Below are 13,848 nucleotides of genomic sequence, written 5' to 3' on the forward strand. Positions count from 1 at the left end.
GGCTGCGACGGGGTAGTCTCTGCATCGCATCGCCGAGCTGCCCCATCAATGACGCCTTGACCCCATTGATGGGGCGGGCTATCTGTGACGGGCGACACTTCGGTGTCGCCCGTTCGCGTCTTGCTGCGCCATCACGCCCTCTGCCCTACAAGGTGCCCTCGTGTCCTCAACCAAGTCACTCACGCCACCCATCTCTGGCTGGCGGCAATGGGCCAACCGCTATCCGGTCGCCTTGATCGCCCTGGCGCAGCTGTTCGGCACCAGCCTGTGGTTCACCCCCAATGCAGTACTCACGCCGATGCTGGCGAGCTGGGGCTTCGCCGGCGATAGCGCCGCGGCACTCGGCCAGCTGACCTCCTCGGTGCAGGGCGGCTTCATCGTCGGCACCCTGGTGCTGGGGCTTGCCGGCCTGGCGGACCGCTTCGCGGCGCGCCATCTGTTCATGGCTTCCTGCGTGCTGGGCGCGCTGACCAATCTGGCGCTGTTGATCGCGCCGGGACTACTGAGCGCCTCAGGCTTGCGCGTGCTGACGGGGCTGGCACTGGCCGGCATCTACCCCATCGGCTTGAAGCTGATGGTGCAGACCGCACCGGACCGTGCCGGTGCCGCGCTCGCCTGGCTGGTCGGCATGCTGGTGCTTGGCACCGGGCTGCCGCATGCGCTGGCCGCACTGCAACAGGGCGAAGGCATGCAGCTGCCGTGGGGCGCAGCCATCAGCACTGCCTCGCTGCTGGCCATCGTCGGTGCCGGTCTGGTCGCCTTGTTGGCCCCACCGGTGGCCAAAGCCACCTCAGCACCCCGCCAAGCAACAGCGGCGAAAGACGGCCCCAACACCTTTCTCGCGCGTGCTACACGAGGCCTGGCGGCCTGGCAATATCCCGGCTTCGTGCGCGGTGCACTGGGCTACTTCGGCCACATGTGGGAGCTATACACCCTGTGGGCGCTGACGCCTCTGCTGCTGACCCAGATGGCCAGCGCGACAGGCGTGACACTCTCTCCTGCCAGCCTGGCCTGGCATAGCTTCCTGGTGATCGCCATCGGTGCGCCCGGCTGCGTCATCGGGGGCTGGCTCTCGCGCAGTCGCGGCAGTCTGTGGGTGGCGCGTCTCGGGCTCGCCGGCTCGGTGACGCTGACGTTGGTCTTCGTCGCCGCCACGCAGCTTGAGGCCGGTTACGGCGTGCTGCTGGCACTACTGGCGCTGTGGAGCCTTCTGGCCGTGATCGACTCACCGCAGTTCTCGGCGCTCGCCGCGGGCGGCACCCCGGTCGAGCTGCAGGCCAGCGCCCTGGCGATGATGAATGCCTTCGGCTTCAGCCTGTCGCTGGTCTCGATCGCCTTGCTCACGCCGCTGATCGCCGGCCACGGCAGCCTGCTGCTGCTGGCCTTGCTGCCCGGCCCGCTGCTGGGCCTGCTGGCCTTGAGCAGACGCGTCGACGGCGCATGAGCCATGGACCATGGGCTACGGGCCATGAACCTCGGCCACTGTCGCTTGCAGAGGACAGCCGTGAGCCTGAATTTCCACTACGCTCAGGCGCCATTCTGGCCCTATACTCGCGCCATTGTGCTCCGGCCATCCCGCGCGGCAGGCGAGATATTGGCAACGGATGGCCGAGATGACTCCCATGACAACCGGCCTCAGGCCCAGGAACCCCGATGATGATGCACAAGTTGCGCACCACCTGCATGAGCGTGGCACTGATCGCCACGGCGGCACTTCTCAGCGCTTGCGGCACCAGCCCGCAGCGCCTGTACGTCAATCCGCAGGTCGGCGAGATGGGCGTGGTCGGCCACGGGCAACAGGTGGTGGTGGATGTGCTCGATGAGCGTCCGTCAGAGCGCATCGGCTCTCGCGATGGCGCCACCAATGCCTCGAGCTATCTGGTCGTGCCGACCGGCGACCTGACGCCCAAGCTTGAGGCCCAGACCGTAAGCGCCCTGCGCCGCATGGGCTTCGTGCCGGTGTCCGCCGAGCAGGCCAACCAGGGCGCAGCAGAGCTGACCATCTCGTTGACCGAGCTGGCCTATGGCGTGAAGCGTGGCGGCCTGATCACCGATACCGCGACACTCAATGGCGTGATCAAGGCCGTCGCCGTGTCCGGCAAGCAGCGCTATACCGGCAGCTACACCGCGACGCGTGATCAGGGCTATGCCCTCAAGCCGAGTCAGGAGAAGAACACCGAGATGGTCTCTGAGGTGATCGGCGATGCGCTGACTCGCGCCTTCCAGGACACCACCCTGATCCGCCAGCTCGACCAGTAGGCTCGATCAGTAAGTTCGATCAGTAAGTTCGATCAGCAGCTCGCCACCAACGAAAACGCCACCGCCGCCCATTGGGCGGCGGTGGCGTTTTTCATGAGGACTGGACCTTCATGAGGACGGTACCTGACAGACAAGGTCACTCCTCAGTCGTCAGCGACGCGGCCCCTTGCGCACCAGACTCCATACCGTCTCACGCAGGCCGCGCTCATCCGGGGCGCGACGCTCCAGCACCTCAAGCGTGAAGTTGGCGCTCAACAGTTGACGAATCTCGTCTTCGGCGACATGGAACGGCGGGCCCTGATGCTGCTCCGTCTGCCGCTCGAGACTGATCAACAGGCCACGCGCGCCCGGGGGCAGCAGCTGCGCCAGATGGAAGGCATAGCGCTGCCGGGTGGCCGGCGGCAAGGCGATCAGCGCGGCGCGATCATAGAAGGCATCCAGATGATCGACATGATCGATATGGAAGTGGAAGAAGTCTCCGCACCACAGCTCGACCATGCCCTGGCGGAAGCATTCGAAGTGCTCCAGCCGATAGCGCGAGACATCCCCGGCGCCTTCGGCGACGAACTGCTCGCAGGCCTGGCGCGCAAGCTCGATGCCCAGCACCGGATAGCCCTGCGCCGCCAGCCAGCGCATGTCGAGACTCTTGCCACACAACGGCACCAGCACCTTGGCGCCCGCCGCGATCTCAAGCCGCGGCCACCAGCGCTCCAGCGCCGAATGCGTGGCGGGCAGATGAAAGCCGATCCGCCCTTCCTGCCATCGCGCCAGCCAGGGGTCACTGGCCGGCGTCGCGTCCATCGTCGTGTCTTGTGCCGACATGAGCTGGCGCACTCCCTCTGCTATCGGTTACCGGGATGCCTTACAGGAAGCCGTGACGCTTCTTCTTGCGACGCGGCAGGTGCGGCACGATCAGGCCGACCAGCAGGCCGACACCCGCCACGCCACCGCCGTACATGAAGTAGCGCATCAGCAGGTCCTGCTTCTTGGTATCGAGCTTGGTTTCCATGTCCTGCATCTTGCTGCGCGCCTGGGCAAGCTCGGCTGACTGGCTGTTGCTGGCCTGCTCAAGCTCCTCGATGCGCGCCTGACGCGTCTCGAGGCCGGTCTTCATGTCCTCGACACGGGTTTCCCACTCTTCATTGATGCCGTCGAGCTTGGCAGTCAATTCCTTGACCCTGGCGCTCAGCTCGGGCACCCGGGCATTGACGCTCTGGGTGTCCTGCAGGTCAGCGGAGGGAATCCACACCACGTCGCCGCTGGCGGTGCGGATCTTGCTGTAGTCATTCTGGACCTCGAGCAGCTCGACCGGCTGGCCGGCTTCCACCGTGCCCACGATGCGGTAGCCATCCGTCGGGCCACTGCGCACGAAGGTGGTGAGGTCATCGGCGACCCAGCGGTCGGTGGCCGCATTGGCCAGCGGTGCGCCCAGCAGCAGGCTGCCGGCGACGCCAGCCCCCAGCACCACACGGCGCAGTGAGCGCGCAAGCGTCGAACACGGCGATCGGGGTGACAGGAGACCGAAAGATGAAGGGGTGCTGGTAATGGAGAATCGCGTCATATCGTGTTCTTCATGGCTGTCTAAGGGCGTAAGCCGACCGTGTCAGGCGTGTGGGCACGAGGAGCAAGCGCGCTGAATCCTGCGTCCCCACATGCCGAACATGATCGACCGCTTTTGGGCGAAGGAAGGCTCGCCCTGTCTGCCCATGCGGTGTCTGCCAGGTTGCGCAATGCAAGGCGTCCTGCCTGGCATCGCTGTCGCGCTTGGACGTACGGTAACGAAATTGCCGCGAGAAAAATCCGAGACTGTCATTTCAGTGTCTTCAGACATCCACACTTTCTGTGGATAAGTCTTGGGACAACCTCAAAGGGGCAGGTCTGCGCACGGCGAAATGCCTGCCCCGCCAACAAATCGATCAAATTTTAACCAGCTCAGGCAGCCGGGCTATCGGCATGAAAACCTCAACAAATCAAGCCATTGACAGCCTGATGTGCGTTGCGCAACACCTGCCTGATAACTATGAAACATGCCAAGCCCCTGTTGTAGCGTCAGGGCATGCGCGGGCTTTCTCGTGAGGATACCACAGCCACCATCAGGCTGAACCGGTGGTTGGCAGGCATCCTCCTCATTGCTGACAGCGATGCGACAGGGCTGGCCGCATGGCCGGCAGACTCCTATACTGTGCCGTCCCGATTTTGGCCTCGACCCGATCAGCGTGCCGCTTGGCACAGTATCGTCGCGCCCTCGATTCCCGGCCAGCCATCGGCGCCGGGGCTCATTCATTACAAGTCGCGCCCGCTTCTCCTGACCGCTGACGCTGCCCGCCGCCACCATGTGCCCGGGCGCGAGGCGCACGAAGCCCGGGTGCGCAGCTCAGAGCGTTCATACAAGGCAATGGCGAAGAAACTCTTCATCAAGACTCACGGCTGCCAGATGAACGAGTATGACTCCGCGCGCATGGCGGATCTGCTCGGCGAATCGCATCAGATGGAAGTCACCAGCGACGAATCCGAAGCAGACGTCATCCTGCTCAACACCTGCTCCATCCGCGAGAAGGCGCAGGAGAAGGTGTTCCACCAGCTGGGACGCTGGAAGAAGCTCAAGGAAAAGAACCCGGAGCTGGTGATCGGCGTCGGTGGCTGCGTGGCCAGTCAGGAAGGCGACAACCTGCGCAAGCGTGCCCCGCATGTGGACATGGTGTTCGGCCCGCAGACCCTTCACCGCGTGCCGAAGATGCTCGACACCCGCCGCGACAGCCTCAAGCAGATTTCCGTCGTCGACGTGACCTTCCCCGAGATCGAGAAGTTCGACAACCTGCCCGCGCCCAAGAGCGACGGTGCCAGCGCCTTCGTCTCGGTGATGGAAGGCTGCTCCAAGTACTGCACCTTCTGTGTGGTGCCCTACACCCGCGGTGAGGAAGTCTCACGCCCCTTCGAGAAGGTGATGGATGAAGTCATCCACCTGGCCGACCAGGGCGTGCGCGAGATCAACCTGCTGGGCCAGAACGTCAACGCCTACGCCGGTCTCAACCAGCTGGGCGAGGAGATCGACCTCGCCGAGCTGATCAGCTGCGTGGCGCAGGTCGAGGGCATCGACCGCATCCGCTTCACCACCTCGCATCCGCTGGAGTTCAAGGACTCGCTGATCGAGGCCTTCGGTGAGATCCCGGAGCTGGTCAGCCACCTGCACCTGCCGGTGCAGTCGGGTTCCAACCGCATCCTAGCGGCGATGAAGCGCGGCCACGAGCGTGACCTCTACATCGACAAGCTCGAACGCATCCGCGCGCTGCGTCCGGACATCAGCTTCTCCTCCGACTTCATCGTCGGCTTCCCGGGCGAGACCGATCAGGACTTCATGGACACCATGGACCTGATCGGCCAGATCGGCTTCGATCACTCCTTCAGCTTCATCTACTCCGCGCGTCCGGGCACCCCGGCGGCGAATCTGGAAGATGACACCCCGGAAGAGGTGAAGAAGGAGCGCCTGCTCATCCTGCAGGAGCGCATCAACCAGCAGGCGATGCAGATCGGTCGCAAGATGGTCGGCACCACCCAGCGCATCCTGGTCTCCGGCTTCTCGCCGCGTGACCCGGGCCTGCTGTCAGGGCGCACCGAGAACAACCGGGTGGTCAACTTCCGCGCCGCCAACCCGACCGAGCTGATCGGCTACCTGGTGGATGTCGAGATCACCGAGGCCTACCCCAACTCGCTGCGCGGTGAGCTCAGCTCGCCCTACCGCTATTGATCGCTCCTCGCTCACGACATTGACGAGGCGCCATCAGCCCCCACTATCAAGCAGATAGCCACGCTGGCCGTACAGGACAATTGCCCTGTACGGCCATCGCGCATTAAGCTCTCTTGAGACTTCGGCAACGCGTCACCATTGACACTGAAATGGCGCCGTCATGCGCCGTGGCGGGCAGAGCGCCCCGTGCATTACGCGTAGGTATCCGCCATCGCGGCTGCCCCTCATCGCCAAGCATCATCGTCACTCATCACTATCAGGATATTCGACGCCTTGAGCCACCAGTCACAGCAAGCCAATCGCATTCTCAACATGACGCTTGAGCCGGCAGACCCGCAGCGTCTGGCCAGCCTGACCGGCCAGCGCGACGAGCATCTCAAGCTGATCGAATCCCGGCTCGGTGTCACCCTGCGCAACCGCGGCAATGACTTCCAGATCGCAGGCCCTGCGGCCGCCGTGAAGGCGACCGCCAACGTGCTGGAGCATCTGTATCGTGAGACCGGCGCCGGCGAAGTCGATGCCGAGACCGTTCATCTGTTCCTGCAGGAATCCGGCGTCGAGGCACTGGTCGAGGCCGCCGAGGACCAGGGCGCCACCTACGGTGATGTGGTGATCCGCACGCCCAAGGTGCTGGTGCGCCCGCGCGGCTTCAACCAGCAGGGCTATGTCACCGAGATGCGCAATCACGACATCAACTTCGGCATCGGCCCGGCCGGTACCGGCAAGACCTACCTTGCCGTCGCCGCTGCCGTGGAAGCGCTCAACAACAACGAAGTGCGACGCATCCTGCTGGTGCGTCCGGCGGTCGAGGCCGGCGAGAAGCTCGGCTTCCTGCCGGGGGACCTGGCCCAGAAGATCGACCCCTACCTGCGCCCGCTCTATGACGCCCTGTACGAGATGCTCGGCTTCGAGCACGTCAACAAGATGATCGAGCGCCAGATCATCGAGATCGCGCCGTTGGCCTACATGCGCGGCCGGACGCTCAACAACGCCTACATCATTCTCGATGAGTCCCAGAACACCACGCGCGAGCAGATGAAGATGTTCCTGACGCGCATCGGTTTCGGCTCCACCGCCGTCATCACCGGTGACGTCTCGCAGGTCGATCTGCCACGTGGCACCCAGTCAGGTCTCGCTCACGTGATGGAGGTCCTCAAGGACACCCCGGGGATCAGCATCACGCGCTTCCTGGCCAAGGACGTCGTGCGTCACCCGCTGGTGCAGCGCATCGTCGAGGCCTACGACACCTTCGAAGCCGCGGAAGAGCAGCAGGAAGGCGAGCGTCGCGAGCAGCGTCAGGCCGAGCGCGAAGCCCGCATGGCGGCGCTGAATGCCCAGAGCAACGTGCCGCCTGCCAGCACCCCGACGGGAGGTAGCCAGTGAGCGAAGCCCCTGCGGTCGTCGTGGACCTGCAACTGGCCATCGGCGAGAGTGAATTCGATGGCCAGCCGCTGCCGGCCAGCCATCAGCTGGAAGCCTGGGTGGCGGCTGCGCTGCTGGCCGCCGCGGAAGATGGCGCGCTGGAGCGCGATGCCAGCGCCGCCGCGGCGCCGTACGAGCTGACCGTGCGTCTGGTGGAAGAAGCCGAGAGTCAGGGCCTCAATCGCGATTATCGCGGCAAGGACTCCCCGACCAACGTGCTGTCCTTCCCGCATGAGCCGCTGGATCTCGATGACTTCGCCCTGCCGCCGGAACTGGCCGCGCGCTTCGCCGAGGAAGGCGATGACGACAGCCTGCCGCTTGCGGGCATGCCGGAGAGCGACCTGGACGCCGGCGAAGAGGAAGGTCTCGACGGTCACAACAACGACGATGTCATGCTGGCGTCAGACGCCATGAGCGAAGCTGACGAGGCAGATGCCTCTGACGCCGCGTCTTCTGGCTTCTCGACTTCTGGCGCCGCGTCTTCTGCCCTCGGCTCTGCGGCTCCCGAGACCGCGGCTGAGCAAGCTCTTGATGAGCAAAGCCAGGATGAGCAGCGCTTTCTGGGCGACCTGATCATCAGCGTGCATGTCGTCGCCCGCGAAGCGCGGGAACAGGGCAAGTCGCTGGAAAATCATTTCGCCCACATGCTGGTCCATGGCACCTTGCACTTGCTCGGCTATGACCATATCGAGGACGATGAAGCCGAACGCATGGAAGCGCTCGAGCGTCATGTGCTGGCAGGGCTCGGCATCGCCGACCCCTACCGGGAAGAGAATCACTGATGCCGGCGCCCCTGCGCATCGGCAGCACCCGCCGTCGGGTGGCTCGGGGCTTGTCCCCGGGTCACTCGGCTGCCCCGATACCGCCACGACGATGGGGTATCGCCACCGAGGAAAAGAGAAACTAACGCATGAGCGAAGACCGATCGGGAAGCCAATCGAAAACCTGGCTCGATAAGCTGTTCGGCGCCTTCTCAAGCGACACCGACGAACCCAGCTCCCGTAGCGAGCTGCTCCAGTTTCTGGCTGAGGTAGGCCCACGCCTCAACCTCGATCAGGACGCCATCGCCATCATCGAAGGCGCGCTGGAAATCAGCGACCAGCAGGTGCGCGAGGTGATGATCCCCCGCTCCCAGGTGCAGGCCATTCAGGTCGATCAGCGCCCGGAGGAGTACCTGCCGCTGATTCTCGAATCGGCTCACTCCCGCTATCCCGTCATCGACGAGAACCTCGACGAGGTGCTCGGCATCCTGCTGGCCAAGGACCTGCTGCCGCTGATTCTGCAAAATGACAGCGAGCGCAAGCGCTTCGATCTGCGCGAAGCGATCCGTCCGGCGATGTTCATCCCCGAATCCAAGCGCCTCAACAGCCTGCTCAAGGAATTCCGCGAGACCCGCAATCACATGGCGGTGGTCATCGACGAGTACGGCGGCACGGCAGGCCTTGTCACCATCGAGGATATCCTCGAGCAGATCGTCGGGGATATCGAAGATGAGCACGACACCGATGAGGATGAGGACATCCGCGAGCTGGGCGATGGCCAATTCGCCGTCAGCGCGCTGACCACCATCGATGACTTCAACGAGCATTTCGATACCGACTTCTCCGATGAGGAATTCGACACCATCGGCGGTCTGATGATCCAGCGCTTCGGTCACATGCCGCGCCGTCAGGAATCCACCGATTTCGCCGGCTGGCGTTTCACGGTGCTCAATGCGGACAATCGTCGCATTCGTCAGGTACAGGTATGTCGTCTGGAAGATGCCACCGGTGACGCGCCGCCCTCGGCCGAGCATCGTGCGCACATCAGCGGCGAGTGATTCATGGCCTGATAACAGGCTGACCCGATAGAGGACAATGCCAGACACATCCGCCGATGTGTCTGGCATTTTACAAGGAGAGCGGCATGTCAGATTCCCCCCGCGCGAGGAGCTTCCCGGGCGCCTCGTTGCTGGCCAATGTACTGGCGATCATTGCCGGGGTACTGGTCACCCTGAGCTTTGCCCCCTTCGAGCAGTGGTGGCTGGGCCCGATCGGCGCAGGCCTGCTCTACGGGGCGCTGCGCATGGAAGGTGGTGGCTTCCTGCGCGCCTGGTGGTTCGGGGTCGGCCTGTTCGGCAGCGGGGCCAGCTGGGTCTACGTCTCGATCCATGATTATGGCTATACCGGCATGCCGCTGGCAGTGCTGCTGACGATGCTGTTCGTGGCCTGCATGGCGCTGTTCCCGATGCTGTGGATGGGCCTGTGGCAGCGCTTCTGCTCACGCAAGCTCGATGTGCTGTCATTCGCCGCGGTATTCGTGCTCAGCGAGCTGTTCCGTACCTGGGCCTTCACCGGCTTCCCGTGGCTGCTGCTGGGCAACAGTGCCGTGGGCTCGCCGCTGGCCAGCTGGGTGCCGGTGCTTGGCGTCTACGGTATCTCGCTGATCATCGCGCTGTCCGGGGCGCTGCTGTGGAATCTGGCGCTGCGTCGCCGCTGGTGGGCGATCGCGCCGCTGCTCGTGCTGTGGAGCGCGGGACTGCTGCTGCCGACCGGCTGGACACAGTCCGGCGGCCAGCCGGCACGCGTCGCCCTGCTGCAAGGCAACCTGCCGCAGTTGATCAAGTGGAGCGCCGAAGGGCAGCGTCGTGCGGCCAATACCTACGCCGCGATGACGCGCGCCGTGCAGGACGATGCCGACCTGATCGTCTGGCCGGAAACGGCACTGCCGATGCTGCGCGACCAGGCCGAGCCCTTCCTTGAGCGCATCCAGGCAACTCTGCCGCCCAAGACCGGTCTGATCACCGGGATCGTCGAGCGTGACGCCGACAATCGCTTCTACAACAGCGTGATTCCCATCGATGACCCGTCGGCCCAGTATCGCAAGGAGCACCTGGTGCCCTTCGGCGAGTATGTGCCGCTGGAAAGCTGGTTGCGGGGCATCATCGGTTTCCTGGATCTGCCGATGTCGAGCATGCAGTCGGGCGACAGCCAGCAGCCGCCACTGATGGTCAGCGGTCTGCGCATCGGCGTGGCGATCTGCTACGAGATCGTCTATCCGGAGCTGGTCCGCCAGCGCGCCTTGAGCTCTACCGTGCTGCTGACCGTCTCCAATGACACCTGGTTCGGTCACTCCATCGGCCCGCTGCAGCACCTGCAGATGGCTCAGCTGCGCGCGCTGGAAAACGGCCGCTATCTGCTGCGGGCCACCAGCAATGGCGTGACGGCGATCATCTCGCCGCAGGGTGAGATCATCGCCCAGGCACCCCAGTTCGAGGAGGCCACCGTCACTGGCGATATCCGACTGCAGCTGGGCATGACGCCCTGGATGCACTACGGCCTGCTGCCGGTGTGGATCCTGATCGCGCTGCTGCTGGCGCCGGGCCTTGTGCTGGGCATCAACGAATGCCTCAAGTCGCGCCGTCAACGCCCGCAGGACGCCTGAGGGCCAGAACGTCTGAGGGCCAGAACGTGTGAGTCCCCTGGACCTCAGACGCTTGAACGCTCAACCTTACCCGCTGCCGGGCCGATGCCCGGCACTGCCTCTGCACAAGCGAGACCACAATGGGCATCACCGAGTTACTCGGCATCATCAAGGACCTGGTATTGCCGCCCGGCGGGCCTCTCCTGCTGCTGTTCCTGGCCATGCTCGTGCTCAAGCGCTGGCCGGGCCTGGCACGCGCCATGATGGTCGTGGCCATTCTGGGCATGTGGCTGCTGTCCTCACCGGTCGTCTCCACGCGCCTGATGTCAGGGCTGGAGCGCATTCAGCCCAGTGAGCCGGCAGAGTGGATCCAGGCGCAGGCCGTGGTCGTGCTTTCCGGCGGACGCTACTACGACGCCCCGGAGCTGCAAGGCCGCGATCGCATCAATGGTGAGACGCTCAGCCGCCTGGACGAAGGCGTCCGCGTAGCCCGCAACGCGGAGCTGCCGATTCTGCTCACCGGTGGCAAGGTATCGTCCTCCGATGACGGCACCCTCGCCGAGCTGATGCAGCGCTCGCTGATCGATGAATTCGACTACCCGGCGCGCTGGCTGGAGAATCGCAGCGAGAACACCCAGCAGAATGCGCTCTTCACGCGTGAGATGCTCGAGCAGGACGACATCAACAAGATCGTGCTGGTGACCAGCGCTTGGCACATGCCGCGCGCGATGCGCAACTTCCAGAACCAGGGCTTCCGCACCATCATCCCGGCGCCGGTGGGCTACACCACGGTCTCCGGACTGGGCATCGATGCCTGGATTCCCAACAGCTCCGCGCTGACCCAGTCACGCTGGGCACTGCATGAATGGATCGGCTGGCTGGTGGGTCGCTAGACCCGACAGCACTGCCGCCAAGACCAGCGAAGGACTGCTGGCAAGACACACGAAGGGCTGCCCATGGGCAGCCCTTCGTGTGTCTATATAACCCGCTAATCAGGAGCTTATCTGGGGATTGTGTTCATTCGCTGTCACGCATCCAGCTGGCCTCCTTGAGCCATGGCCCCAGCTGGCGGAGCTGGAAGGCGCGATCGCGCGTCCACTCGTCACTGCCGACATGCGCCGTGCCGCCAGGCGCTTCTCCCAGCACGTCGTCCGGGAACTTCAGGCTGTCGCGACCCTTGATCTGCAGCGAGTAACACCGGTCGTGGCTGACCAGGCTTTCGCGCAGGTAGCGCCACACGCATTCCTTCATGAACCACTGATCGATATTCGGCGTCTCGACATGCTGTGGCTGCCATTGGGCCAGCAATGTCTCGAGCGAAGGCAGGACACCGGCCACCCCGCCCCACAGCCCCGCCAACACCAGATCGGTATGACTCCACCAGTCACGCATGACATGGAAGAAGCGCCCGGACGTCAGCCACATCTGCACCGCGCGCACTTCGCGCAGGCTGATGACGCTGTCGCAGTCGCGAACCACGAAGTAGCCCACCGTCGGGTCATCGGCGACCGCGAAGCGCCAACACAGCCGCTGTCTCAGAGTGTCACTGGAGGGACGCTCGATCAGCTCGGCGTCCAGTTCCCGCGCCAGGGCCAGGAAATCATCGGGCACGCTGTCATCGTGATAGAGCCGAACCCGCCACCCCGGATACAGCACCGGCGCCAACAGCAGGTTATGCAGCATGCCGTTCAAGTAGCGCGGCCCCTTGCCCCAGAGGCCGAAGGACAGCACACGCGTCTTGCCGGCGGCGACTGCCGAGGGGGATTCAGCGGGCAGTCGCCAGCCCTTCGCCAACGCCAGGCCCCCATGCTGCTCGTCCTTGAGCGCCAAGGCGCGACTGCCATGCTCGCGTGCCTCGTCATGGCGCTTGAGTCTGGCCGCACTGCTGGCCAGCGAGTCGAACAGCACCGGATTGAGACAGCCTCGTGCGGCCAATGCCTCACCGGCCGCCAGCGAGCCGGCGGCATCATTGGCGCGCGACAGACACACCACCTGATTGAGCGCGATCTCTTCATCGGCAGGACACTCCACATGCCCCTGGGCCAGAATCTGGCTGGCCGAGCGATAATCCGCGAGCAGAAACAGGTAATAGGAGATCTGCTTGAAGAGGCCCGCCTCACGTGGACGCGGGCGCTGATTGAAGTGCTCGATCAGCTGTTGCAACGCCTTGTGGCGCTGACCGGCGCTCCAGGTGGCATGCGCCGGGGCGAACCAGTCTGACGGTGTCGCCATCAGCCCTGATCACTCTCATCGGCCGCGGGAGGCTGACGAGTGACGGGCGGCGCACCACGCGAGAAGAATCGATGTCCACAGGCATGGCAGGGTTCCAGCACGCTGGGCCGCGTGAGCGTGGTGGTCGACTCGCAGTGCACGCAATGCAATAGCCCCGGCGCGATGACCTCGCCGCTGGTGTAGTCGGCGCGCGCGGCCTCGAGGTCTTCCTCGAAGTGGGCGCGGTCCACCACGGTGCGGTCCGCGATCGACATCAGCGCGGAACTGACACTGCGCGACAGCACCGAGAGATCGATCCCCAGCCAGCTGGCGATCCCTTCTCCACCGGTCGCCAGATGGCGGCGGAATTCGCGCATGTCACGCTCGACCCAGGCACGCAGCAGCGCCAGCTCGTCGAGCGTGAATTCCTCGACCTCGGCCTCGAACTTGACCGCTTCATCCAGCTCGGCCTTGAGGCCATCCCACGACAGCTCACCGCTGCTGTCTTCCAGCCGCGTCAGGATTCGCCCATAGGCATCGCCGAGACGTCCTTCACCTTCGCCCTGCGGCTGACTGGAGGCTGAGCGCGAGGGCATCGGCGTATCTTCAAAGCCACTGTCGTGCGAGGACGTGGCAGCCGTATCACGATCCGTGGCGCTGATCGGCTCATGGGGATCGCGGGGTTCACGTGGTTGGCTCATGGACTCTCCTTGTGTCTTCACCTTCTCCCGTACTGCGGGAGGGCATGGCGCTCTACCTTCAGCATGGTGGCGTTGGCGTTGCGACACAAGCCACACTCTTCCACTCCC

12 protein-coding genes are annotated in these 13,848 nt (G+C 64.4%); 8 read left to right on the forward strand and 4 right to left on the reverse strand.

Annotated features, from left to right (window positions below; all coding sequences use genetic code 11):
• Positions 1 to 160: 160 nt before the first annotated feature.
• Both AOG28_RS02125 and AOG28_RS02130 read left to right on the forward strand, forming a co-directional pair.
• On the forward strand, positions 161 to 1,444 hold the full coding sequence (locus tag AOG28_RS02125; protein ID WP_235506913.1) for an MFS transporter: 1,284 nt from the start codon (positions 161 to 163) through the stop codon (positions 1,442 to 1,444).
• 209 nt (positions 1,445 to 1,653) lie between these two features.
• Positions 1,654 to 2,259, forward strand: coding sequence for a YajG family lipoprotein (locus AOG28_RS02130; protein ID WP_052384762.1), 606 nt, complete (start codon positions 1,654 to 1,656; stop codon positions 2,257 to 2,259).
• A gap of 150 nt (positions 2,260 to 2,409) precedes the next feature.
• Here AOG28_RS02130 and tmpT read toward each other — a convergent pair whose 3' ends face one another.
• Together tmpT and AOG28_RS02140 are read right to left on the reverse strand one after the other, a co-directional pair.
• Complete coding sequence (gene tmpT / locus AOG28_RS02135) at positions 2,410 to 3,081, reverse strand: thiopurine S-methyltransferase (protein ID WP_225996460.1); 672 nt, start codon at positions 3,079 to 3,081, stop codon at positions 2,410 to 2,412.
• Positions 3,082 to 3,121: 40 nt separating this feature from the next.
• The gene (locus AOG28_RS02140; RefSeq protein WP_082388145.1) at positions 3,122 to 3,820 is read right to left on the reverse strand and encodes a TIGR04211 family SH3 domain-containing protein; all 699 of its coding nucleotides are present in this window, start codon (positions 3,818 to 3,820) and stop codon (positions 3,122 to 3,124) included.
• An 834-nt stretch (positions 3,821 to 4,654) separates the two neighbouring features.
• Between AOG28_RS02140 and miaB the strand changes: the two genes are divergently transcribed.
• From miaB to AOG28_RS02170, 6 genes are all read left to right on the forward strand, one after another.
• Positions 4,655 to 6,004, forward strand: a complete 1,350-nt coding sequence (gene miaB, locus AOG28_RS02145) for a tRNA (N6-isopentenyl adenosine(37)-C2)-methylthiotransferase MiaB (RefSeq protein ID WP_043335279.1) — start codon at positions 4,655 to 4,657, stop codon at positions 6,002 to 6,004.
• A 273-nt stretch (positions 6,005 to 6,277) separates the two neighbouring features.
• Complete coding sequence (locus AOG28_RS02150) at positions 6,278 to 7,387, forward strand: PhoH family protein (protein WP_052384763.1); 1,110 nt, start codon at positions 6,278 to 6,280, stop codon at positions 7,385 to 7,387.
• A gap of 113 nt (positions 7,388 to 7,500) precedes the next feature.
• Positions 7,501 to 8,208: an rRNA maturation RNase YbeY gene (gene ybeY, locus AOG28_RS17580; RefSeq protein WP_442854941.1), complete on the forward strand. Its 708-nt coding sequence runs from the start codon at positions 7,501 to 7,503 to the stop codon at positions 8,206 to 8,208.
• 128 nt (positions 8,209 to 8,336) lie between these two features.
• Positions 8,337 to 9,245: an HlyC/CorC family transporter gene (locus AOG28_RS02160; RefSeq protein WP_052384764.1), complete on the forward strand. Its 909-nt coding sequence runs from the start codon at positions 8,337 to 8,339 to the stop codon at positions 9,243 to 9,245.
• 86 nt (positions 9,246 to 9,331) lie between these two features.
• Positions 9,332 to 10,849 carry an apolipoprotein N-acyltransferase gene (gene lnt, locus AOG28_RS02165; RefSeq protein WP_054555146.1) on the forward strand — a complete coding sequence of 506 codons (1,518 nt, stop codon included), beginning with the start codon at positions 9,332 to 9,334 and terminating at the stop codon, positions 10,847 to 10,849.
• A gap of 119 nt (positions 10,850 to 10,968) precedes the next feature.
• Positions 10,969 to 11,721 carry a YdcF family protein gene (locus AOG28_RS02170; RefSeq protein ID WP_043335281.1) on the forward strand — a complete coding sequence of 251 codons (753 nt, stop codon included), beginning with the start codon at positions 10,969 to 10,971 and terminating at the stop codon, positions 11,719 to 11,721.
• 124 nt (positions 11,722 to 11,845) lie between these two features.
• Here the strand turns inward: AOG28_RS02170 and AOG28_RS02175 are convergent, their stop codons facing one another.
• Together AOG28_RS02175 and AOG28_RS02180 are read right to left on the reverse strand one after the other, a co-directional pair.
• Positions 11,846 to 13,060 (reverse strand): tetratricopeptide repeat protein, encoded by a 1,215-nt coding sequence (locus AOG28_RS02175; RefSeq protein ID WP_054555147.1) that lies wholly within the window; start codon positions 13,058 to 13,060, stop codon positions 11,846 to 11,848.
• A complete protein-coding gene (locus AOG28_RS02180; RefSeq protein ID WP_324691608.1) occupies positions 13,060 to 13,740 on the reverse strand; it encodes a zinc ribbon-containing protein in 681 nt (226 codons plus the stop codon). The genes AOG28_RS02175 and AOG28_RS02180 overlap by 1 nt, the downstream gene beginning before the upstream one ends.
• Positions 13,741 to 13,848: the final 108 nt, after the last annotated feature.

This window comes from Cobetia sp. UCD-24C (assembly GCF_001306765.1).
Lineage (GTDB): Bacteria > Pseudomonadota > Gammaproteobacteria > Pseudomonadales > Halomonadaceae > Cobetia > Cobetia amphilecti.

What these genes read in the sequence shown, in the direction of transcription:
- AOG28_RS02160 (WP_052384764.1), top strand. Translation starts at nt 8,337, where the DNA reads ATGAGCGAAGACCGATCGGGAAGCCAATCGAAAACCTGGCTCGATAAG.
- AOG28_RS02140 (WP_082388145.1), bottom strand. Translation starts at nt 3,820, where the DNA reads ATGACGCGATTCTCCATTACCAGCACCCCTTCATCTTTCGGTCTCCTG.
- AOG28_RS02175 (WP_054555147.1), bottom strand. Translation starts at nt 13,060, where the DNA reads ATGGCGACACCGTCAGACTGGTTCGCCCCGGCGCATGCCACCTGGAGC.
- AOG28_RS02130 (WP_052384762.1), top strand. Translation starts at nt 1,654, where the DNA reads ATGATGATGCACAAGTTGCGCACCACCTGCATGAGCGTGGCACTGATC.
- lnt (WP_054555146.1), top strand. Translation starts at nt 9,332, where the DNA reads ATGTCAGATTCCCCCCGCGCGAGGAGCTTCCCGGGCGCCTCGTTGCTG.
- miaB (WP_043335279.1), top strand. Translation starts at nt 4,655, where the DNA reads ATGGCGAAGAAACTCTTCATCAAGACTCACGGCTGCCAGATGAACGAG.
- AOG28_RS02170 (WP_043335281.1), top strand. Translation starts at nt 10,969, where the DNA reads ATGGGCATCACCGAGTTACTCGGCATCATCAAGGACCTGGTATTGCCG.
- tmpT (WP_225996460.1), bottom strand. Translation starts at nt 3,081, where the DNA reads ATGTCGGCACAAGACACGACGATGGACGCGACGCCGGCCAGTGACCCC.
- AOG28_RS02180 (WP_324691608.1), bottom strand. Translation starts at nt 13,740, where the DNA reads ATGAGCCAACCACGTGAACCCCGCGATCCCCATGAGCCGATCAGCGCC.